Raw genomic sequence first — 21,879 nt, forward strand, 5'->3', positions numbered from 1 at the left:
ACGACCTCAGCCGCCGTCGAGGTAGTCCCGGATGTCGATGCTCTGGGGCAGGTGGCCGCGGATGTTGACCGTGGTCGGGTGGTCCTCGCCCAGGGCGACCATGGCGATGGCGTAGGCGCGGCGCTGCAGCGCGGCGCCCTCCTCGTCGCGGCCCAGGTCGCGCAGGACGGCGGCGAGGTTGACCAGGCGGCCGGCCAGGAACTCGTGGTTCGGGCCGTACACCGCCTCGCCGATGGCCAGGCAACGGCGGGCCAGCGGCTCGGCCTCCTCCGTGCGCCGCAGGCCGCGCAGGCACTCCACCTGCCGCTCCAGCCAGACGCCCGCGTCGGCGTGGTCCGGGCCGTTGACCCGGTCCGACACGGCGACGGCCCTCGCATACAGCGTGTTGGCCACCTCGGGCAGGTCGGCGGCGAGCACCGCGGCGGCCAGGCCGGCGAGGCGGTAGGCCATGCGCGGGTGGTCCTCGCCATAGGCCTTCTCGGTGAGCGCCATCGCGCGCTGGTACAGCGGCAAGGCCTCGCGGGAGCGGTCCAGCCGATGCAGCGCGTCGGCGAGGGTGGCCAGGTAGTCGGCGACGTCGGGGTGGTCGGGGCCGTAGATCCCCTCCTCGATCTGCAGGGCGCGGCGGGCCGGCGGCTCGGCGTCGGCCGGGCGGCCCAGGTCGTTGAGCAGGCCGGCGAGGCCGCTCAGCAGGGCCGCGACGCCGGCGCTGTCCCGGCCGGCGGACGCCTCGGCGATCGCGAGCGCGCGGCGGTACAGCGGCTCGGCCTCCTCCAGGCGGCCCCGGTGCCGCAGCGTCAGGGCCAGGCCGCTCCAGCGGAAGGCGATGTCGGGATGGTCGGGGCCGAACGCCGCCTCGATGATCGCCAGCGACCGGCGCTCCAGCGGCTCGGCCCCGAAGGTGCGCCCCAGGTCGCGCAGCTCGTCGGCGAGCTCGGCCAGCACGTAGGCCACCTCGTGATGGGCGGGGCCGAACGCCGCCTCCGCGATCGCCAGGCTCCGCCGGCACAGCGGCTCGGCCTCGGCCGGGCGCCCGAGCGCGCTCAGCGTGTACGCCAGGCCCAGGAGCCGGTCGCCGAGGTCGGGGTGGTCGGGGCCGAGGGCGGCCTCGGTGATCGCGATGGCCCTGCGGTGCAGCGGCTCGCTCTCGGCCGCCGCGCCCAGTACCCGCTTCGCCGCGGCGAGCGCGCCCAGGCGGCGGGCGGTCTCGGGGTGCTCCGGGCCCAGCGTCGCCTCCGAGATCGCCAGCGCCCGCTGGTGCAGCTCCAGCATGCCGTCGAGCCGGCCGCGGATCCGGCGCGCGGTGGCCAGCAGCTCCAGCCGGGGCGCGAGGTCGGCGTGGTCGGGGCCCTGCGTCGCCTCGGTGATGTCGACGGCGCGCTGGTGGTCCACGAGCGACTGCGCGTAGCGGCCCTGCACGTGCTCGTACTGCCCGGCGCCGCACATCAGCCAGGCCAGGTCGGGGCCGCCGAGGGCGTCGGGGCACCGGGCGGACAGCGCGGACAGGTGCGGGCGCAGGACGGCCCACCGCGGCCAGCCGGCGGACTCGCGGCGCGGCTCGCCCTGGGGCACCGCCCGGCGCAGCAGGCCGGTGGCGGTCCGCATGGTCTCGGCGAACAGGGAGGCGACGGCGGGCCACGACAGCTCCTCGACGACCGCGTCGCGGGCCTGCCGCCGGATGGTCACCGCGTCGGCGCCGACCTTGACCAGGCGCCGGGCCGCGAGCAGGCGCAGCGCGGCGTCGAGGGCGGCGGGCGCGGCCAGCGGGGCGAGCACGTCGCGGGGCAGCGGGGCCACGGCGTACGAGGCCAGCACCCGCAGCACCCGCACCGCCACCGGGTCGGCGAGCGCGACGCCGGCGACCATGACCCTCTCGGACCCGGCCGGCACCGCGGCCCGCGCCACCACCCGCGGCGCGGGCACGGCCGGCGCGGCGGCCACGGGCGCCGGCGGAAGCGGGAATCCGGCGGGCTGCGGCACCGGTGCCGCAGGCGCGGGCTGCGGCTCGACAACAGGCTGCCGCGGCACCAACGGGGCCGCAGCGGCCAGGCCCAGCGTGTGCAGGCTCCCCATCGCGACCACCAGCTCGGGCTGGTCGATCGTGGTGGGCGCGATGCGCAGCGTCCGGTGCAGCAGCGTCGCGGCCAGCGGCACCCGGCTCGAGCCGCCCACCAGGAACACCCCGGCGATCCGCTCCCCCGGCACCCCGGCCGCCCGCAGCGTGGCCACCGTCAGCGCCACCGTGCGCTCCAGGTGGGGCCGGGCCGCCTTGTCGAACTCGTCGCGGGTCACGTGCAGGTCGGCGTCGGCCAGCGGCACGTGCAGGTCGGCGGCCACGTGCCGGGACAGCTGCTCCTTGGCCGCCCTCGCGCCCTGCCACAGCGTGCGCCGGGCCCGCTGGTCGGCCCGGCTCTCCGGCCAGTCCAGCCGGCCCCACTCCCCGGCCGCCCCGGCGGTGTGCCCGCGGGCGTGCTCGACCACGGCCGCGTCCAGGTCGAGCCCGCCGACGTCGGACAGCCCGTCGGCCGCCACGACCTCGAAGCCCTCGCCGGCCCGGCGGACCACGGTGACGTCGAACGTGCCGGCGCCGAGGTCGTACACGACGAGGCAGCGCCCGGCCGGCACGTCCCGGCCGAGGACGGAGGCGAAGTAGGCGGCCGCGGCGATCGGTTCGGCGACGAAGAGGGGCTCCGCGAAGCCGGCCTGGCGGGCCGCGTCGGCCAGGATGGCGAGCCGGACCCGGCTCCACGTCGCCGGGTGGGTCAGCACCAGGGACTCGGGGACGCGGCCGGCCACCCGCCGGGCCTCCTCGATCACCCGGGCCAGCACCGCCGCGACCAGCTCGACGACGGGCAGCTCCCGGTCGTCGAGCCACGTCGTGCCGTCGTCGATGCGCCGCTTCGGGTTGGGCTCGTACCGGGCGGGGTGGGCCACCGCGGCCCGGTCGGCGTCGGCGCCGGTGAGGAGCTGGGCGTCCGGGCCCGCGTACACGCCGGAGGACAGCAGCGGGGAGGCGTCGAACAGCAGTGGCGTCACCGAACCGTTGGCCCGCTGCAGCATCGCGACCGTGGTGGAGGTACCGAAGTCGACCCCGAGGCGCAAGCGGTCCGGTGGCATGTTCGCACAGTAGGTGATCTCGCCCGCCACGCCATCGGCCGCCGGGGCGCTCCTGCCTGCCGGCCCAGTCAGCGAGACTCGTCGATGGAGCCGAGCCGGGGGACGACCCTCGCGGCAGGTTCGCCGGTATCGTGCGCGGCATGTCGAGCACCGCCGAGATCGAAGCCCCGGCCCCGGCCGCGACCGGCCGGACGCCCTGGTACCGGCGAATCACCACGATCCTGCTGGCCGGTTGGTGCGCCGGCTGGGCGCTGTACCTCTACACGATGCTGGGCCAGCGCTACGGCTGCCCGCGCGGGCAGGAGACCTGTGACCGGGCCCCGGCGGTGGCCCACTCGTGGCTGTGGGGGCTGGCCGGCGCGATCGTGCTCGCCGCGCTGTGCCTGCTGGAGGCCCGGCGGCCGGCCGTGGAGTCCCCCGCGTCGCCGGAGAGCCGCCCGCGGTACCGCTGGCTGATCCTCGGCGGCATCGGCGGCGCGGTGCTGGGCGCCAACCTGATCCTGCTCGGACCCATGGCCGACAACCCGTTCTGCGCCGAGCCGATCCACGTCAACAAGGTCATGGCCTACCCGCTCAACTGCGACTCGTACGAGTTCATGCGCCTGGCCCACGAGCCGGGGCACGTGCTGGACCACCACAACCCCCGCCAGTCGCGCCCCGGCTACGTGGCGCTGTCGGCCGCCGCCGAGCGGACCGTCGGCCCGGTGGCGCACTGGGTCGGCCTCGACCGGCTGTACAAGATGAAGGACCGGGCCCAGTTCCCGCTCGTGGTGATCAACCTGGCCGCGACGGCGGCGGCGATCGCCCTGATGGCCTCCCAGCTGGCCGGGCTGGGCACGCCGCGGCCGGCCAACGCGGCCCTGTGCGCGTTCCTGGCGATCAACGGGGTCACGACGGCGTTCACCTGGACCCCGCACCAGCAGACCTTCGCGCTGCTCGTGCCGGCGGCGACCATCCTCGCTGGGCGGTACCTGCTGCTGCGGAGGTCCCCGTGGTGGGCCGTGACGCTCGTCGGGCTCGCGGCGGGCGGGGCTTCCCTGGTGTACGGCAGCTTCCTCATCACCGCCGCGGTGGCCGGACTGATCCTGCTGTACCAACGGCGCTGGATCCCCCTCGTGGGCTTCCTCGCCGGGTTCGGCGCGCCCCAGGTGGCCTGGATGGCGCTGTGCAAGGTCGTGTCCGGCGACTACTTCAACCAGGAGACGAGGCTCTACGACGAGTTCATCTGGCTGCCCAAGGCGGCCAAGCACGGCGTCGACAGCCTGCGGATCGCCACGCACGACATGACCATCACGGCGGGGCGGGCGGTGTTCGCCATCTGCACGGTCGCCCTGCTGCTCATCGTCGGGCTGGCCGCCGTGGCCGTCCTCCTGCGCGTGAAGCTGCCCGTGCTCACCGACTCGCAGCGGGCGACGGTGGTCGCGGCCGGGCTGACCGCGGCCGCGGGCATCGTCTTCGCCTGGGCGATCGGGATCGTCAACGCCGACCGCCTGCTCTACCACGCCGTGCCGGCCCTGCTGGTGCTCGCCGGGTGGATCACCGCCCGCATCGCCGCCTCGTCGAAGATGGCCGGCCGGCTGGTGACGGCCGGGGTGGTGGTGCTCGCCGCGGCGGTGCTCACGAACGACATCATCACCCCGGGCCCCTACTCCTGAGTCGTCAGTCGATCTGCTTCCGGGTTGTCAGTCGATCGCCAGCACGATCTTGCCGCGGCCGTGGCCGGTCTCGATCTCGCGGTGCGCCTCGGCCGCGTCCGCCAAGGGGTAGACGCGGCGCACCAGCCAGGAGGTCGTGCCGGCCGCGTACAGCCCGATCAGCTCGGCCAGCGCCTCCGCGCTGCGGCGGCCCTGGATGCTCGCCAGGCCCAGCTCCTCGATGCGGTCGTGGGCGACCAGCGTGAGGATGCGCTTGCGGTCGGCGACCAGCTCCAGCGAGGTCTCCAGGGCCGCCCCGCCGGCGCCGTCGATCGCCGCGGTGACGCCCTCCGGGGCGAGGGCCCGGACGCGGTCGGCCAGGCCCTCGCCGTACACCACGGGGATCGCGCCGAGCGAGCGCACATAGTCCTGGTTGGACTCGCTCGCCGTACCGATGACGGAGGCCCCGAGCAGGCGGGCCAGCTGCACGCCCGCGGTGCCCGTCGCGCCGGCCGCCGCGTTGACGAGCACGGTGTCGCCGGGGCCGACGTGCAGCGCCGACAGGGCCAGCCGGGCCGTCTGCCAGCCGGCCGTGAAGCCGCCGGCCACCTCCCATGAAACGTTCGCGGGCTTGGGGGTCACCTGGCCGGCCGGGACGACGACGTACTGCGCGTAGGCATTGAACACGCTGAAGCCCAGCACCTCGGTGCCGACGGGGACCTCGGGCGTGCCCTGGTCGACCACGCCGGCGAACTCGTTGCCAGGGATCTGGGGCAGGGTGACGGTGGCATACGGCGGGACCCAGCCCCTGCGCAGCCCCGCGTCGAAGGGCTGGACCCCGGCCGCCTTCACCCGCACCCGGACCTCGCCGGGCCCGGCCTGGGGTTCGGGCAGCTCAAGGAGGGTGAGGACGTCCGGCGGGCCCGGCTCGGCAAACGCAGCAGCTCTCATGGGAGCCCACTGTCCGACCTCAAGCGCGGTTGAGGTCAAGGAGAAATGCGGTAGCGTGCATGCGCGCAGAATCTGGCGAGGGAGTCGGAACGATGGTCAACGCGAAGGACTGGGTCGTTGTCGGGCTCGACAACGGCGGCACCGCGAACAACGCCACGGTGCTCGACCACGAGGGCATGTTCCTCGTGGACGGGCTGGTCGAGGTGCCGAGCCGGGTGCTGGAGGGGCCCGAGACGGCGGTCGAGTCGCTGGCCGGGGCCTTCGACAACATCCTGGCGGTGACCAAGGTGGACCGCTCCCGGGTCGTCGCCGTCGGCCTGGACACACCGGGCCCGGCCAGCGCCGACGGAGTGATCTCGTCCAAGGGCGCGACCAACTTCTCGCAGCCGGCCTGGTGGGGCTTCGACTTCCGGGGCGCGCTCGAGCAGCGGCTGGGCCTGCCGGTCGTCTACAACAACGACGGCAACGCCGCCGCGCTGTACGCCCACCACGTGTACTTCGGGGCCGACTCGCACACCAGGTCCTCGGTCTCGGCGATCGTCGGCACCGGCCTCGGCGGCGGGGTCATCGAGCGCGGCCAGGTGATCCACGGGGCGGCCGGCATGGCCGGCGAGCTCGGCCACGTCCACATCCCGATGCACGGGCTGCTGGAGGAGGGTCAGCCGCTGCCCAGCTGCGGCTGCGGCTTCCTCGGCGACGTGGAGAGCGTCTCCTCCCTCACCGGGATCGTGCGCAACCTGCTGCCGTACTGGCTGACGAGGTTCCCCGACCACCCCCTCCACCAGGCCGAGTCCGTCAAGGCGGCGGCCAAGCAGGTGCGCTCCTTCGCCGAGCAGGGCGACGAGCTGGCGCTGCACATCTTCGAGCAGCAGGCGATGGGCCTCGGCCGGCTCTTCACGATCGCGGCCAACTTCACCGACCCGGACTGCTACTTCGTCGGCGGCGGGGTGGTCGAGGCGGCCGCGCACTTCCGCGACTGGTTCCTGTCCCGGGTGCGGGAGCACACGCTGCTGCGGGAGGAGCAGGGCGCGGCGGCCCAGTTCGCGCTGGTGCCCGAGCGGGACATGGCCGGCGCCCGAGGCGCCGCGATCGCCGCCGCCGGCACGGTCGTGGCCTAGGCCCTTCGCGGGCTTTTGCCCGAAATGTCGGGCGCTGGCGCGCCACGACATTTCGGACTTATAACCTGACGGGGCATAAATCCGATAAGTCGTGGCGCGCCAGCGCCCAACTTATCGGGTACTAGCGGGTTTGTCCGAGTTCAACCGAATGATCGGGCTGCAGCTGACCGACGTGGCCGTGGACGGCTGCATCACCAGCGCCGTCAGCGGCAGCGCCCACGCCGGCCGATTCCCGGTCGACCGCAGCAAGGCGGCCGGAAACGTGGCCACCGACAGCTCCCGGGGTCCCGCTCGGCATCGTCGCCGCCGCGGCACGACTTCCCGCCGCTGGACCGACCCTCAACGCCGCCGACCGGCAGGCCGGGCCGGACTGGCCCCGACAGGTCACCGTCCATCTGGACGCCGCCTGTCACAACGCCCGTACCCCCATGGGCCGCTTTCACTGGGACACCAGACCCACCGCCCGAGGAGTTCGCCAGGCTAGGCCGCCTCGACCGGGGCCGGGGCGCGGGCCACGTTCTCGGCCAGCAGGTTCAGCTGGCCCGTGTCGTCGCGCCGCCAGCGCCGGCCCCGCAGGTCGGTGAAGCGCAGCTCGACGTGCATGTCGGCCGAGGGCGCGAGCCGGATGGTGCCGTCCTCGTTGATCCGGTCGCGCTCGACCGGCCCGCTGGTCTCCTCGTGGTCGAAGCCGGCGAACACCTCGGGGCCGTCGGACGGGGGCACGATCCGGACCCGCCGGATGGCGGTCCAGGCGGCCGGCGGGTCGCGGAAGACGATCTCCATGTCGTACACCGGGGCCTGCGAGGCATTGCGCACCGCCGCCCCGACCACGCCCCGGGTGATGATCTTCTCGAAGGTCTCGCGCTCGCTGACCGCCCAGGCGCAGACCCGCTCGGCGTCGGCCCGGTCCTCGGCCAGCCGGTACGCGGCGACCAGCTCGGCCACCGAAGCCGCGGCCCGCCGGGTCGCCCGCAGCGCGGACCAGGCCAGGTACGCGCCCGCCCCGGCGACCACCACGGCGAGGATCGCCGCGACAAGTCCCAACACATCGGACAAATTACCCGCAATAGGGGTTGCGTGATGTCGGGCTGCCAGAATCGGTGGCGTGAGCGTGCTCGAAGAGGGACGGGACGTGCCGCTGGGGCGGTACACCGTGGTGCGGCGCAGCCTGCCGAACAAGACGCGACGGACCGTCGGGGCGTGGTGCTTCCTCGACCACTTCGGGCCCGAGGACGTGACCGGGAAGCCGGGGATGCGGGTGCCGCCGCATCCGCACATCGGGCTGCAGACGGTGAGCTGGCTGCTGAGCGGTGAGGTGTGCCACCGCGACAGCCTGGGCTCGGACCAGGTCATCTACCCGGGGCAGCTCAACATCATGACCTCCGGCCGGGGCATCTCGCACTCGGAGAACTCCCCCACCGACAAGCCGCCGCTCCTGCACGGCCTGCAGCTCTGGGTCGCCCTCCCGGAGTCCGCCCGCTTCCGAGACCCGGCCTTCCAGCACCTGTCCGTCTTGCCGGAGGTTTCGGACCGATCCGCGAAGATCACGGTCGCCGTCGGCGAGCTCGAAGGGGCGACATCCCCCGCCGAGGTGCACAGCGAGCTACTCGGCGCGGACATCACGCTCAGCGGCGGAACCGAGATCAATGTGCGCCGCGACTTCGAGCACGCCGTCGTCGTCACCGAGGGAGTCGCGCGCGTCGACGGGGACGAGATCGGCCGTGGGGCGCTGCTCTACCTCGAGCCCGGGCGCGAGAAGCTGCGCCTCGAGGGGCCGGCGCGGCTCTTCCTGCTCGGCGGGGTGCCGTTCGAGGAAGAGCTCGTCATGTGGTGGAACTTCGTCGCCCGCTCGCACGAGGAGATCGTCGAGGCGCGCGAGGACTGGATGGCCGGCTCGGGCCGGTTCGGCAGCGTGCCGGGTGGTGAGCCGCCGCTGCCCGCGCCGCCGCTGCCCACCACCCGACTGTTGCCACGCCCTCGGTACCGATAGATCTAGAGCAGTTTCCAGAGGTGATCGGCGGTGCCGTTGTCGTCGAACTGCACCACCTGGGCGCTGTTGGCCGTGGACATGCCGCTGACGCCGAGCACCTTCATGCTGTGCTGCACCTGGATCCGGTACCAGCCGTCGCCGTTGTCGACGAGCCGCCACAGGTGATCGGCGCTGCCGTTGTCCTCGAACTGCTGGACGAGGGCGCCGTTGGCCGTGGACATGTTCTGCACGGCGAGGAGCTTGCCGCTGTTCTGGTTCTGGATCTTGTACCACCCGGAGCCCGCGTCGACCAGGCGCCAGTTGTGGTCGGCCGTGCCGTTGTCGTCGTACTGCACGACGTTGGCGCTGTTCGCCGTGGACATGCCGGAGACGCCCAGGACCTTGAGGCTGTTCTTGTTCTGGATGCGCTTCCAGGAGATCGGCGCCGTGCTGCCCTCGACCTTCCACTCCAGGATGCCACCGGAGTAGCCGGCCTTGAGCTGGACGACCACGCGCAGCGCGGACGTGGTCACCGAGTTGAACGTGACCCGGTTGAAGGTGTTGAGGGCGGTACCGTACGCCGACGCGCCGCTCACCGCGGTCCACTGGCCCGAGGCGTTGAGGTACTGCAGCTGCCACGACTGCGGCACGCGGCACTGCCCGGCGCCGGTGTCGTCGAACCAGTACAGCGAAACGGCCCCGGTGTTGATCGGCGTGGCGTAGCTCAGCTGGGCCCACTCGCTCGTGCCGACGTGGTCCCACCAGGTCATCCGCGGGATGCTCTGGTCGCCGGAGCTGCTGGGCACCTTGCCGTCGTTGATCGCCCCGACGCTGTCCCCGCCCCAGCACCACGACGCCGACGGGGTGGCCGGGATGGACCAGTCGATGGCGTCGGCGCCGTCGCTGATCCGCGGGAAGGTGGTGATCCGGACCCGCTGGGCGCCCATCGGCAGCAGCTGGACCTGCTCGTTCGGCTGGGTGGAGCGGGCCGGGCTCTGCTGCAGGGTGCGCACGATCCCCTCGGCGTCGGCCTGCCAGTTCGGGATCGTGCGGCCGGTGACCGTCAGTGAGATCGGCGCCCCGTCGCGCGTGAACGGGTTCGCGGCCAGGGGGCCGGACTTGCGGGTGACCGTGGCGCTGGGGTTGTTCGGGTCGAGCAGCAGGCCGTAGTTCCAGGCCGAGTTCGCGTACACCTCGTTGCTCGGCCACGCGTCGGTGCCCCCGATGCGCGACCAGCGCTCGGCGATCGACAGCGAGAAGGTCAGCGGCCCGTTGTCGACGCTGATCGCGTTGCCGTTCTTGGCCCAGGTCCGCACGGTGGTGCGCATGGGCAGCGTGACGGTGACCTTGTCGCCGTTGTTGAAGGTCTGGTCGAGGATGACGAACGAGCCCGACTGCAGCGTGCCGGTGACCAGCGTGCCGTTGACCCGGACCTGGGCGCCGTTCGACCAGCTGGGAATCCTGAGGTACAGCGGGAAGGAAACGGCTCCCGGGGTGCTCAGCGTGAACGTGATCGTGTCGCTGAACGGGTAGTCCGTGTCCTCGACGATGGTCACGGTCGTGCCGCTCGCGCCGACCTTGGCGGTCACCTGCGACGCGCCGTACATGCCGGCGCACAGCCCGTTGTCCCAGGTGCCGAACCACAGCTCCTGGGCGTAGTACGGCCAGCCCATGCCGTAGTTGTGCGGGCAGCAGCGATAGTTGTGGATGCCCAGCATGTAGGCGAGCATCGGGAAGCCGTTCTGGAACTGCCCCTGGGTCAGCGTCGCGTTGGTCAGCCCGATGCTGTTGGCGCAGGTGATGTAGTGGATGCCCTGCTGGGCCGGGTCGAGCGCGGCCGGCAGCGAGTTGAACGCGAGGTCCTCGCAGCGGTCCAGCCACACCGAGTCGCCGGTCATCCGGGCCAGCATCTGGTGGCTGTGCATGAACTCGACGATGCCGCAGGTCTCGAAGCCCTGCCGCGGGTCGGTGTAGCCGGTGCGGCAGTTCTCGTCGCCGGCGAAGCCGCCGCCCGGGAAGTTGCCGTAGAGCCCCATCACGGTGTTGTAGTCGTTGTACGTCGCCTGCGGGAACTTCGGGTCGGGGTCGAGCAGCCCGTACTGGGCCGGCTCGCGGAAGCCCTGCGCGAGGTTGACGTTGTGCCAGTTCGGGATGCCGTTGGTGTAGTCGGCCGACCCGGCGTGGATCTTGCGCACCAGGTCGAGCAGCCAGCTCTCCCCGGTCCGGTTGTAAAGCCAGTAGACGCTGTCGATGTTGTCGCCCCACCGCAGCGCCGCCCAGCTCCGGTTGAACACGGCCGCCGGCTGGGCGTTCTGGAACTGGAAGTACTTGCGCATGAACGGCACGACCCGGGTGTCGCCGCTGTACTCCGCGAACGAGCGCATGGCGTCGAGCAGCGGCATGTGCGGCCAGAAGTCCGGTCCGTTCTCCAGGCTGGTCCGCAGGCTGTTCGGCCCGAAGAACCCGTCCGAGGCCTGGTTGGCGATGATCCCGTCGATCCACTGGCGGGCCAGGGTGAGGATGCGGGTGTTGCCGGTGACGTACCCGAGATCGCCGAAGCCGCGCAGCCAGTACGGCAGCTCCTCCCAGGCCCCCTTGGTCTTGTCGACCCAACCGCAGTTGTTGTACTGCAGGTAGTCCGACACGTCGGTCATGCGCCCGCACAACCCGTCGGCCTCGATGTTGAGCTGGTTGCGAATCCAGCCCCGCGGCTGCACGGCCCCCGGCGGCAGCTTCAGGAACGGAGTGGCCTTGAGCGGCGCCAGATTCGGCGTGTACTGGCCTCCGCGTGCCCCCGCCGTGACGGTTTTGGCGGTGCGTACGGCGGCATTGGCGACGCCGGGAATCGCGGCGCCGAGCGCGACCGCACCTCCACTGACGACCGCCCCTCTGACAACGAAGGTCCTACGGTCCACTTCGGACTCCCTTGCTCCTGGCGGGGAACATCGATGCCCGATTATGCGCAAAAAGGAGCGTTCATGAAAGAACTCGTTTACTTTTGTTTATTTCTCCCGTGCCCTTGTGTGTTCCAACCCACCTGACCACCACACACCCTCGGCCCGGAGCTCCCAGCGCCGAACCCCATCGGCGCCGGCCTGGCCTCATCCCGGCCCAACGGGCGCCGGCCTGGCCTCATCCCGGCCCAACGGGCGCCGGCCTGGCCTCATCCCGGCCCAACGGGCGCCGGCCTGGCCTCATCCCGGCTCAGCGGGCGCCAGCCCGGCCCATCCCGGCCCATCCCGGCCCAGCGGGCGCCAGCCCGGCTCGGCCTCGCGTCAGCCCGGGCCGGTCCGACATCGACTCGGCGACAGCCCAGATCGGCCCGGGCGTCGGCGCGGTCGAGAACGCCGACAGCGGGACCCGCTGCCAGTTTGTTCGCTTTGAACCCTATTCGGCCTGAACTCGGGTATCGGCCTGATCATCCTGAGGCTGATCGGCGGCGGCCTGACCGGTGGCGTGATACCACCGCACACCCCCGGCCACGGCAAGCCCGATCCCGGCCCCGAGCGCTGCAGCGACCGCCCACCGCCCCCAGGAAGGCCCGGCAAGCGTCCCGTACCGGAACACGGCCGAGTCTCCGACCCCCACCATCACCGCGAGACACGCCCCGGCAATCCCGACCAGGATGTCAACCTTCTTGAAGAGCAGCAGCCCCCCGGCCACCACGACCCCGCAGGCACTGACCAACGGCCAGACCCGCGCCAGCACCTGCACCCCCACCCCTTCGGCGGGCGAGGAGGCAAGCACCGCCGACCCGACCACCCAGCCAGCGGCCAGCCCCCCGCCAACCACGGCCACAACGGCCAGCACCCCCCTGAACCGCCACGAGAGCCCGACGACAACCGCCCCGAGAATGCCGCCGGCCCACCACCACCCGGTCTCCGGCACCGGCGCCGCCACGACGCTCCCCCGCACCACCCCGGGCTCCCGCGAGTCAACCAGCAGCGGCACACTCCAACTTCGAGCCGGCAGCTCCCGTGCCCGCTCGTCATGCCACCGCACCCGAGGCACCGTGGCAATCCGATGCCACTGCGGCGCCGCCTTGGCATCCCCGCCCGCCGAACTCCCCCCGATCACCCGGCTGGCAAACCAGGTAGGCGAAACCCGGTTCTCCTCAACACCCGCGGACGTGACCCGCAGAAACTCCTCCCCTTGCAGCCCGAGCACCACAACGTCCCGCCCCGACCGATTCACCAACTCCAGCCGGGCCCCACCCTCAACCGCCCGAACCTCAACCCCGGGCACAGACACCGACTCGACCCGCACGACGTACGCCACCGCCACGGGCGCATCGGCCCCATGCGCAGCGGCCGGAGTCGCAGAGAGCAACACCCCGACAAGTCCAACGGCGGCCGCACTCCCCCACCGCAGCACGGCCCGCACCAGCCCGTTACCCAAGACCCCTCCCATCCCCCACCGCGAGAAGCGGACCCGGCAAAGCTTGGGCCATCCGCCCAGCCGCAGACCGCCCAGGCAAAGACTCGGCTACACGAGGGCCAGGCGCGAACACGGCGACGAACGGGACAGACCCACCCCCGACCACACGCGGCTCGGTCGGCAAAGGCTCGGACATGCGCGGGCCAAGGGCGGCCCCGGCAACGGACGGGACCGACGCGCACCCGACGGCGCGCGGCTCAGGCGACGCAGGCTCGGACGACGCAGGCTCGGACGACGCAGGCTCGGACGTGCGCGGGCCAGGGGCGGACGCGGTGCCGGACGGGCTCGGGCGAGGCTGGGTCATCCGGCCCGAGCGGCGGCGATGGCGGCGACGAGGTCGGCCCGGGCGCGCGCCACGCGGGAGCGGATCGTGCCGATCGGGACGGCCTCGATCTCGGCGGCCTCCGCGTAGGGGACGCCGAGCACCTGGGTGAGTACGAACGCCACGCGGCGGTCGTCCGGCAGTGCAGCGACCAGGGCGTTGGTGGCGTGCAGGCCCGCGTGGTCGCCCTCGGCCAGTGGTGCCGGCTCGGCCACGACCCGGGCTTCCAGCCGCCGGGCGCGCACGGCCGCCCGGACGTGGTCGGCGCAGGCGCGGCGGGCGATGGCGAGCACCCAGGTACGCGCCGAGGAGCGCCCGGCGAACTCGGGCAGGGCCCGGAACGCGCGCAGGTAGGTGTCCTGCGTCACGTCGTCGGCGTGCGCCGGACCCACCAGCGCGGCGACGAAGCGCCAGACCTCGGGCTGCGTGGCGCGCACGAACACGGCGGCGGACCGTTCGTCGCCCGCTCGCGCGGCCAGCAGCGCAGCGGTTGCCGCATCCAGCTCACCGTCGGCCTCACCAGTCACGGCAGCGAGCCTAGCGCCCCATCCTGGCAACCCTCCTTCCGCCTCGCTCGCCAGGGATGAGAGCCGCGCGCCGCGGGACACCACGGCGGTGACATCCGGGCCGGAGATCGCACTCCCGGCTCGGCGACGACACCACGATCACCGCCGGGGGTGCCCGGCTCCCAGTTCCGGAACTCGCACCGGGCGACGCGGCCGGCTCGAGCAGCGTGGACGACGAGGGAGGAAGCGAGGAGAGAGCGGAAAGGCTGCGAGAGGAAGAAGTGCGAAGAGAAGAGGTGCGAGAACAAGCGGTGCCAGAGGGAGAGGCGTCAGAGGGAGAGGTGCGAGAACAGACGCTCAAGCGCGGCGTCGTCGGTGCGGGCCGTTGAGCGCGGGCGGCTGGTGGAGCAGCAGGCGACCGTGGCGGAGCCGCCGACCGTGATGGAGCCGGCGACTCCGATGGAGTCAGCGGGCCCGGTCGAGCCGGCGGCCTCGGTGGAGCGGGCACCCCTGACGGAGCGGGCGGCCTCGGTGGAGCGGGCACCCCTGACGGAGCGGGCGGCCTCGGTGGAGCGGGCGGCCCTGATGGAGGAGCGGGCGGCACCGGCGTGGCGGGCGGCCGTGGCGGAGAGGGCGGCTCCGCCACAAAGGGCGGCACCGACGGAGCGGGCGGCCTCGACGGAACAGGCGGCACCGGCGGAACAGGCGGCTCCGGTAGAGCGGGCGGCACCGACGGGACGAGCGGCCTCGGTGGAGCGGATGCGGATGACGCTGGGGGCGGGTGGGGAGGGTGCCTTCCGCTCGTGCGGGCGGCCAAGGACCCCGGTCCAGCTCCCGCCCGCGTCCCCCACTTGCGCCCGCCCGCCGCCCTCGCGTCGCGCTCGGCCCAATGGGCCGTGATCTCCGCGGTCCTGGCCTCGCGGTCCAGCCGAGCCAGGCGCTCCGCGTGACGGAGCTCCAACCCCCGCCGCCGAGCCTCCGCGAACGAGCTGCGCACCGCCGCAGTGCGGGCCCGGCGACGCCGATGCTCGACCAGCATCGCGTCAAGTCGGTTGCGCCATTGCGCCGGGTCGATGGCCGGAAGGGGAAGCGCGTGGGTCATGAGGTGAGATTAGAACAGGGGTACGACAAAAAACCCCGCTACCGGCGACGGCGAGACCACACCACGCCCCCACCAAGGGCAGCGACGGCCAGAGCCGAAAGCGTCAGCCACAAGGGGGTCAGACTGCCGCCACCCGAGTCAGACGAAGCGGCGGCCGAGGGAGCGGTGGCCGGGATCAGGCAGGCCACTTCGGCGGGAAGGGGGGTGGCGGCAGGCTGGGCGACCTGGATGAGCGCCTGGCAGTGGCCGGCCACCGGGGCGCCGAGGTCGATCGACACCTGCCAGGCGCCCGGCGGGTCCAGGGTGCCGCCGTACGTCTGGGTGCCGCGCTCGTCGCCAGTCTGGTGCAGTACCGCCGGAGCCACCGTCGCCGACGACGGGCCAGTCGCGGTCATGGTGACCTGCGTGGGCTCGTTGATCGGGTGGCCGTCCTGCCAGGTGGCGGTGATCCAGACGGAGCCCCGGCCGTCGGAGTGGATGGTGACGGCGGCGCCGCCGTGAGCCTGAGCCGGAACAGCGGCAAAAGCCAGGAACACAGCCACAGCCACGAGGCAGGACAGGAACCGCGCGAACACGGAACGCAACCCTACGGCATGGCCGGGAGGGACTCCGGGCGGTCGTCGCGGACGTAGACGATCATGTCGCCGGTCTGGATGGCGGTGCCCTCGGGGTCGGCCAGGGAGAGGACCTTGCCGCGCCGGAAGAGGGCGATGACCAGCTCGGTCAGGTCGCGCGGGGACCTGCCCACCTCGTCGCGGCGGGCGGAGCGCATGGCCAGCGCCATGCCCTGGCCGGGGGTCAGCAGGTCCTCGACGACCTCGATCAGCGGCGGGGCCGTGGTGGACAGGCCCAGCAGGCGGCCGGCGGTGGCGGAGGAGACCACGACGTGGTGGGCGCCGGACTGGCGCAGCAGCGGGGCGTTCTCGGCCTCGCGGGCGGCGGCGACGATCGACACCTTGCCGGAGGTCAGCTGGCGGACGGTGAGGGTGACCAGGACCGAGGCGTCGTCACTGTCGGTGGCGATGATGACCGCCTTGGCGTCGGCGACGCGGGCCTCCATCAGCACCGACGAGCGGGTGGCCGAGCCCTCGATGGCGACCAGGCCGTCGGCCGTGGCCTGGCGCAGGGCCGGGCGATCGCTCTCCACGACCACGACCTGGGACTTGTCGAAGCCGTTCTCCAGCAGGGTGCTGACGGCCGCGCGGCCCTTGGTGCCGTAGCCGCACACGATGACATGGTTCTTCACGCGCTTCCTCCACCGCTGCAACCTGAGATTGGTGCGGTACTGATCGGTCAGGACTTCGAGCGTGGTGCCGACCAGGATGATCAGGAACAGCACGCGGGCCGGCGTGATGATCACGATGTTGACCAGGCGGGCCGACTCCGACACCGGCGTGATGTCGCCGTAGCCGGTGGTCGAGAGCGTCACGACCGCGTAGTAGAAGCAGTCGAGCACCGACATGCCGTCCTCGTTGACGTCCCGGTAGCCGTCGCGATCGATGTAGATGATGATCACGATGGCGCAGACCAGCGCGACGGCAAGGCCGAGGCGGGCGCTGATGGCTCGAAGGGGGCCGCGCCGTACCGCCGGAAGGTGGATCACGAAATCCACCATAAGGGTCGCGTGTGACGAACACGCCCCTGGGTAGTGCGGGCCATCCGGCGATCTGGAGGCGCGTCATGTCTGAACACGGCCCCAGAGTGGGCGTTCTCGGCTCATACGGCGGCTACAACCTCGGCGACGAGGCCATCCTCGCCAGCCTCCTGGCCGACCTGCGAGCCCGGCGTCCGGACGCGGAGGTGCTCGTCTTCTCGCGCGATCCCGGGCACACCGAGCAGGAGCACCCCGGCATCACCGTCGCGCCGTGGGAGGGTGTGGGCCGGGACCGTACCGCAACCTCCCTGGCCCGCCTCGACATGCTCGTGCTGGGCGGGGGCGGCATCCTGTACGACACCGAGGCCCGCCGCTACCTGCGCGTCGTGCGCACCGCTCAGGAGCAGCGCGTGCCCGTGTTCACCTACGCCCTCGGGGTCGGCCCGCTCACCGAGGAGTTCGACTGCACCATGGTCCGCGACGCGCTCGGGCAGGCGGTCGAGGTGACGGTCCGCGACGAGGAGTCGAGGGTGGCGCTGGAGGAGGCGGGCGTGACGGCGACGGTCACCGTCACCGCCGACCCGGCCCTGCTGCTGCAGCCGGAGGAGTTCGACGCGCGCCTCGTGCGCGACTCGCTGCCGCCGGGCCGCCGGGTGGTCGGCATGAGCGTGCGCGAGCCGGGACGCGCCGCGCAGCACCTCGACGCCGACGAGTACCACCAGCTCCTGGCCCAGGTCGGGGACTTCATCGTGCACCGGCTGGACGCGTCGTTGCTGTTCGTGCCGATGGAGCGCGGCGACATCCGCCACTCGCACGCGGTGCTGAGCCGCATGACGGCGGCCGAGCACTGCCGGGTCCTCTACGGGCAGTACCGTCCGGGCCAGATCCTCGATCTGATGCGGAGCCTGGATCTGGCCGTCGGCATGCGGCTGCACTTCCTGATCTTCGCCGCGCTGGCCGGTGTACCCCTCCTGGCCCTCCCCTACGCCGGCAAGGTGTTCGACTTCGCCCAGCGCATCGGGGCCCCCGTGCCGCGCGGCGTGGTCCGGGAGGCGGCCGGCCCGCTCATCGCCCAGGTCGACCGGCTCTGGGACGAGCGGCCGCAGCGGCAGGACGAGATCGCCGCGAACGTCGCCGCCATGCGCCAGCGGGCCACCGAGACGGGCCGGCGGCTGGGCGCCCAGCTCGACCGCATCGCGCCGCTCGCCGTGCGGGAGCCGGTGGTCACCGGATGACCGGCCTGGAACGCCCCACCGGGCTGCCGAGCGTCCAGCTGCCGCCGCGCACCGCGACCCACGGCGGGCGCACCGAGGTCCTCGTGGTCGGCGGCGGCCCGGCGGGCATCGGCGCGGCGACGGGCGCGGCCGCCGCCGGGGCCGACGTGGTGCTCGTCGAGCGGTACGGGTTCCTCGGCGGCAACGCCACGGCCGCGCTGGTCATGCCGCTGATGAGCTTCCACAACGAGATGCGGCAGGCGGTCGGCGGCGACGAGGGGCGGCTGCTCCCGACCGACCACGGCGAGGGCGAGCCGGTGGTGGCCGGCGTGCTGTGGACGCTGCTGGACCACCTGGTCCGGGCCGGCGGCGCGATCCCGCCCGACCCGGGCACCGGCTACACCGTGCCGTTCGACCCCGAGCTGTTCAAGCTCGTCACGTACGACCTGCTCGCCGGCTCCGGGGTGCGGATGCTCCTGCACTCCTTCGCCTCCGACCTGATCCAGCTGCCCGAGGGCGGCTGCCGCGCCGTCTTCGAGACCAAGTCCGGCCCGGTCGTGCTGGACGCCGACGTGGTCGTGGACTGCACCGGCGACGGCGACCTGGCCGCGGCGGCCGGCGCGCCCTTCGAGGTCGGGCGCCCCGAGGACGGCCTGACCCAGCCGATGACCCTCATGTTCCGGGTCGGCAACGTCGATCGGCCCGGCTTTCTGGAGTACGTCCAGGAGCACCCCGACCAGTGGCGCGGCGTGCACGGCCTCTGGGACCTCATCCGGGCCGCGCGCGAGGCCGGCGAGCTGGACCTCCACCGCGAGGATGTGCTCTTCTTCGCCACCCCGCACCCGGACGAGGTCTCGGTCAACTCCACGCGCATCGGCGGCCTCGGCATCAGCGTGTGGGACCTGACCCGGGCGGAGCTCGCCACGCACCGCCAGCTCGCGCAGATCGCCCACTTCCTGCGCACCCGGGTGCCGGGATTCTCCGAGTCGTACGTCATCCAGAGCGGCGTGCAGGTCGGAGTCCGCGAGACGCGGAGGATCCTGGGCGACTACCTGCTGACGGGCGAGGACGTCCTCGGCGCCCGCTCCTTCGCCGACGTGATCGCCCGCGGCGCGTACCCGGTCGACATCCACAACCCCAACGGCCCCGGCACCATCCTGCGCCGCCTGCCCCAGGGCTGCTCGTACGACATCCCGCTGCGCTCGCTGCTCCCCCGCAACGTCGACAACCTGCTGGTCGCGGGCCGGTGCATCTCCGGCGACCACGTGGCACACAGCTCGTACCGGATCATGCCCATCTCCATGGCCACGGGCCAGGCCGCCGGGGTGTGCGCGGCGCTCGCGGCCCACATCGGCAAGCCGCCGCGCGAGATCCCGGCGGCCCAGGTCCAGCGGGTCCTGCGGGCCCAGGGCGCGAGCCTGCCGACGTAGACCGCGGCGCCCCGAGCCAGACCGACAGTCGATTGATCATGATCCCAAAGGGGATGTGCGGCACGCCGCGATGCGTCAGGATCGATGGATGGCGACCACCGTTGCGCAGCGCCCGGCCGACGTCCGCCGGCCGGTCTCCTCCAACCGCCGGGACCTGCTCGTCGCGCTGGCCACGGTCTGGCTCGCCGGCGGCCTCTTCATGGACGGCTGGGCGCACTCGCACGTGCCCGCGCTGGAGACGTTCTTCACGCCGTGGCACGGGGTGCTGTACAGCGGCTACGCGGCCCTGGCCGTCGCGCTCGTCCCGGCCCGGGTCTGGCGCGGCCGCCCCGAGGGGCCGGTTCGCGCCTGGGTGCCGGCCGGCTACGGCCTGGGCCTGCTGGGCGCGATCCTCTTCGCCGCCGGCGGCGCGATCGACATGACCTGGCACATCCTCTTCGGCATCGAGGCCGACCTGGAGGCGCTGCTCAGCCCGCCGCACCTCCTGCTGCTCACCGCCGGTCAGCTCATGATCACCACCCCGATCCGAGCCGCGGCGGCCAAGCGCGGTTCCGCCCCGCGCCCGCTCCCGGTGCTCATCGCCGCCACCACGTCGACCGCCGTGGCCGCGTTCTTCCTCGACTACGTGTCGCCGTTCACCGACGCCCCGGCCTCCCTCACCGGGTACGGCAACAGCCAGGTGCTCGGCCTGGCGGAGTACCTCGTCTACTCGGTCCTCGTCGTCGCCGTCGTCCTGTTCGTGTGGACCCGCCTGGGCCGGCTGCCGCTCGGCCTGGTCACGCTGGTGGTCGCCGCCGCCTCGATCCCCAACGGGGTCTTCGACGACTTCGAGAACCTCGCCGCCCAGCTCTGGCCGCTGGCCGGCGCGATCGTGGCCGACCTGGCCCTGCGGTGGGTGGGCGCCCGCCGCCCCGAGGTGCTGCCGGTGGCCGTCGGCGCGCTGATCCCGCTGACCATCTGGCCCACCCACCTCCTCGGCGTCGAGCTGTCGCTGGGCGTCGCCTGGTCCCTGGAGCTCTGGAGCGGCGTGGTGGTCCTGACGCTGCTGGCCGGCGCCGTCCTGGGCGGCCTGTTCCTCCCCCAGACCCGCCGCCCGGACCCCGACTGACGGCCCGAGGGGCGGCGGCCGGGCGCCCGCGACGGGTGGGAGCGCGGCGCTGCGGCGGATACAGTCGCGGGCGTGGATGACCTGTTGCCGGAGTGGGTGGCGGTTGAGGTTGCGGCGGAGGAGGACTACGCCGGGCGCCTGCTGCCCGAGGAGGCGGCCGGCCTGAGCGAGCGGGCCGTGGCGAGCCGCCGCCGGGAGTTCACCGCGGGCCGGGTCTGTGCGCGAAGGGCGCTCGGGCGGCTCGGCGTGCACGGCCTTGCGGTGCCGACCAGCCCCGGGCGGGCGCCGGTCTGGCCCGAGGGTACGACCGGCAGCATCACCCACACCGCCGGGTACTGTGCCGCCGCCGTCGCGCTGCGCTCCGACGTGCGGGCCGTGGGCATCGACGCCGAGCGCCGCACCATCCTGCCCGGCAACGTGCGGGGCTCGATCTGCCTGCCCGAGGAGCTCGCCTGGTGCGCCGAGCGGCCGGGCGAGGACTGGTGGCCGGCGGTGCACTTCTCGGCCAAGGAGGTCATCTACAAGCTCTGGTCCCCGATCGTCGGCACCTGGCTGGACTTTCTGCACGCCCGGCTCACCATCGACGTCGCGGCCCGGGAGTGGGAGGCCCGCATCCTGCCCGGCAAGCTGGCCGAGTCGCCCCCGGGAACGCCGGCCGTCTTCCGGGGCCGCTTCCACGTAGCCCCCGACCTGGTCCGCAGCGCGGGCTACGTAACCGACAGCGAGCTGCGCGCATGAGCAAGGCCGTCCGCAGCGCGGGCAACATAACCGACAGCGAGCTGCGCGCATGAACGAGGCGCTCGAGCGGGCCTTCACCGAGCCGGGCCTACGGCCGCTGCCCGACGTCGTCGCGGCGCTACTGCGGGATGTGGGCGCGCCGCCGCGGCTCGGTGCCCATCTGCGGGCCGTGCACGACGTCGCCGTACAGATCGTCGACGGCCCCGTGTTCTCGAACGCCGGCGTCGACCGGGAGGCGGTCCTCTTCGGGGCCGCCACGCACGACATCGGCAAGGTGCGCTTCCCCGGCGAGCTCACCGGGCCCGGCGCACAGCACGAGCCGGCCGGGGAGCAGCTGCTGGTCCGGCTCGGCGTCGACGAGCGGCTCGCCCGCTTCGCCGCGCTGCACGGGCGGTGGGACCGGGACAGGGCCACGCTCGATGAGCTGCTCGTCACGCTGGCCGACAAGGTCTGGAAGGGCCGGCGCGAGCCCGGCCTCGAGCAGAAGGTCGCGGAGGTCGTCGCCGCCGCCACCGGCGAGCCCGTCTGGGCCGCCTACATGCGCCTGGACGACGAGCTCACCCGCATCGCCGACGGTGCCGACGAACGCCTCGCCTTCCAGGCCCGCTTCCCCCCATGAGCGACCCGGGCATGAGCGAC

16 protein-coding genes are annotated in these 21,879 nt (G+C 73.1%); 8 read left to right on the top strand and 8 right to left on the bottom strand.

Going from position 1 to position 21,879, the window contains the following annotated elements; translation table 11 throughout:
* Positions 1 to 6 precede the first annotated feature (6 nt).
* On the bottom strand, positions 7 to 3,117 hold the full coding sequence (locus tag ABD352_RS28965; RefSeq protein ID WP_344615670.1) for a tetratricopeptide repeat protein: 3,111 nt from the start codon (positions 3,115 to 3,117) through the stop codon (positions 7 to 9).
* Positions 3,118 to 3,257: 140 nt separating this feature from the next.
* Here ABD352_RS28965 and ABD352_RS28970 point away from each other — a divergent pair, with 140 nt between their 5' ends.
* On the top strand, positions 3,258 to 4,772 hold the full coding sequence (locus tag ABD352_RS28970) for a hypothetical protein (RefSeq protein WP_344615671.1): 1,515 nt from the start codon (positions 3,258 to 3,260) through the stop codon (positions 4,770 to 4,772).
* 27 nt (positions 4,773 to 4,799) lie between these two features.
* On the opposite strand, the gene ABD352_RS28975 is transcribed toward ABD352_RS28970, so the two are convergent.
* Positions 4,800 to 5,702, bottom strand: a complete 903-nt coding sequence (locus tag ABD352_RS28975; protein WP_344615672.1) for an NADP-dependent oxidoreductase — start codon at positions 5,700 to 5,702, stop codon at positions 4,800 to 4,802.
* 92 nt (positions 5,703 to 5,794) lie between these two features.
* Here ABD352_RS28975 and ABD352_RS28980 point away from each other — a divergent pair, with 92 nt between their 5' ends.
* Positions 5,795 to 6,820 (top strand): ROK family protein, encoded by a 1,026-nt coding sequence (locus ABD352_RS28980; protein WP_344615673.1) that lies wholly within the window; start codon positions 5,795 to 5,797, stop codon positions 6,818 to 6,820.
* Positions 6,821 to 7,300: 480 nt separating this feature from the next.
* Here ABD352_RS28980 and ABD352_RS28990 read toward each other — a convergent pair whose 3' ends face one another.
* Positions 7,301 to 7,867 (bottom strand): hypothetical protein, encoded by a 567-nt coding sequence (locus ABD352_RS28990; protein ID WP_344615674.1) that lies wholly within the window; start codon positions 7,865 to 7,867, stop codon positions 7,301 to 7,303.
* A 58-nt stretch (positions 7,868 to 7,925) separates the two neighbouring features.
* Between ABD352_RS28990 and ABD352_RS28995 the strand changes: the two genes are divergently transcribed.
* Positions 7,926 to 8,810, top strand: a complete 885-nt coding sequence (locus tag ABD352_RS28995) for a pirin family protein (protein ID WP_344615675.1) — start codon at positions 7,926 to 7,928, stop codon at positions 8,808 to 8,810.
* A gap of 2 nt (positions 8,811 to 8,812) precedes the next feature.
* Here the strand turns inward: ABD352_RS28995 and ABD352_RS29000 are convergent, their stop codons facing one another.
* The 5 genes from ABD352_RS29000 to ABD352_RS29020 form a co-directional block, all read right to left on the bottom strand.
* On the bottom strand, positions 8,813 to 11,704 hold the full coding sequence (locus ABD352_RS29000; RefSeq protein WP_344615676.1) for an RICIN domain-containing protein: 2,892 nt from the start codon (positions 11,702 to 11,704) through the stop codon (positions 8,813 to 8,815).
* Between the two features lie 472 nt (positions 11,705 to 12,176).
* Positions 12,177 to 13,067 carry a hypothetical protein gene (locus tag ABD352_RS29005; RefSeq protein WP_344615677.1) on the bottom strand — a complete coding sequence of 297 codons (891 nt, stop codon included), beginning with the start codon at positions 13,065 to 13,067 and terminating at the stop codon, positions 12,177 to 12,179.
* Positions 13,068 to 13,526: 459 nt separating this feature from the next.
* Positions 13,527 to 14,075, bottom strand: a complete 549-nt coding sequence (locus tag ABD352_RS29010) for a sigma-70 family RNA polymerase sigma factor (protein ID WP_344615678.1) — start codon at positions 14,073 to 14,075, stop codon at positions 13,527 to 13,529.
* Between the two features lie 1,119 nt (positions 14,076 to 15,194).
* Positions 15,195 to 15,731, bottom strand: a complete 537-nt coding sequence (locus ABD352_RS29015; protein WP_344615679.1) for a hypothetical protein — start codon at positions 15,729 to 15,731, stop codon at positions 15,195 to 15,197.
* Positions 15,732 to 15,742: 11 nt separating this feature from the next.
* On the bottom strand, positions 15,743 to 16,759 hold the full coding sequence (locus ABD352_RS29020) for a potassium channel family protein (protein WP_344615680.1): 1,017 nt from the start codon (positions 16,757 to 16,759) through the stop codon (positions 15,743 to 15,745).
* 77 nt (positions 16,760 to 16,836) lie between these two features.
* Here ABD352_RS29020 and ABD352_RS29025 point away from each other — a divergent pair, with 77 nt between their 5' ends.
* From ABD352_RS29025 to ABD352_RS29045, 5 genes are all read left to right on the top strand, one after another.
* Complete coding sequence (locus ABD352_RS29025) at positions 16,837 to 17,985, top strand: polysaccharide pyruvyl transferase family protein (RefSeq protein WP_344615681.1); 1,149 nt, start codon at positions 16,837 to 16,839, stop codon at positions 17,983 to 17,985.
* On the top strand, positions 17,982 to 19,394 hold the full coding sequence (locus ABD352_RS29030; protein WP_344615682.1) for an FAD-dependent oxidoreductase: 1,413 nt from the start codon (positions 17,982 to 17,984) through the stop codon (positions 19,392 to 19,394). The genes ABD352_RS29025 and ABD352_RS29030 overlap by 4 nt, the downstream gene beginning before the upstream one ends.
* A gap of 88 nt (positions 19,395 to 19,482) precedes the next feature.
* Positions 19,483 to 20,502, top strand: a complete 1,020-nt coding sequence (locus tag ABD352_RS29035; RefSeq protein ID WP_344615683.1) for a hypothetical protein — start codon at positions 19,483 to 19,485, stop codon at positions 20,500 to 20,502.
* A 72-nt stretch (positions 20,503 to 20,574) separates the two neighbouring features.
* Complete coding sequence (locus tag ABD352_RS29040; RefSeq protein WP_344615684.1) at positions 20,575 to 21,240, top strand: 4'-phosphopantetheinyl transferase family protein; 666 nt, start codon at positions 20,575 to 20,577, stop codon at positions 21,238 to 21,240.
* Positions 21,241 to 21,289: 49 nt separating this feature from the next.
* Positions 21,290 to 21,859: an HD domain-containing protein gene (locus tag ABD352_RS29045; protein ID WP_344615685.1), complete on the top strand. Its 570-nt coding sequence runs from the start codon at positions 21,290 to 21,292 to the stop codon at positions 21,857 to 21,859.
* Positions 21,860 to 21,879 lie beyond the last annotated feature (20 nt).

It is taken from the genome of Dactylosporangium salmoneum, from assembly GCF_039532525.1.
GTDB lineage: Bacteria > Actinomycetota > Actinomycetes > Mycobacteriales > Micromonosporaceae > Dactylosporangium > Dactylosporangium salmoneum.

Coding starts and splice junctions, on each gene's coding strand:
- ABD352_RS28965 (WP_344615670.1), bottom strand. CDS start 3,117: ATGCCACCGGACCGCTTGCGCCTCGGGGTCGACTTCGGTACCTCCACC.
- ABD352_RS28970 (WP_344615671.1), top strand. CDS start 3,258: ATGTCGAGCACCGCCGAGATCGAAGCCCCGGCCCCGGCCGCGACCGGC.
- ABD352_RS28975 (WP_344615672.1), bottom strand. CDS start 5,702: ATGAGAGCTGCTGCGTTTGCCGAGCCGGGCCCGCCGGACGTCCTCACC.
- ABD352_RS28980 (WP_344615673.1), top strand. CDS start 5,795: ATGGTCAACGCGAAGGACTGGGTCGTTGTCGGGCTCGACAACGGCGGC.
- ABD352_RS29025 (WP_344615681.1), top strand. CDS start 16,837: ATGTCTGAACACGGCCCCAGAGTGGGCGTTCTCGGCTCATACGGCGGC.
- ABD352_RS29030 (WP_344615682.1), top strand. CDS start 17,982: ATGACCGGCCTGGAACGCCCCACCGGGCTGCCGAGCGTCCAGCTGCCG.
- ABD352_RS29035 (WP_344615683.1), top strand. CDS start 19,483: ATGGCGACCACCGTTGCGCAGCGCCCGGCCGACGTCCGCCGGCCGGTC.
- ABD352_RS29045 (WP_344615685.1), top strand. CDS start 21,290: ATGAACGAGGCGCTCGAGCGGGCCTTCACCGAGCCGGGCCTACGGCCG.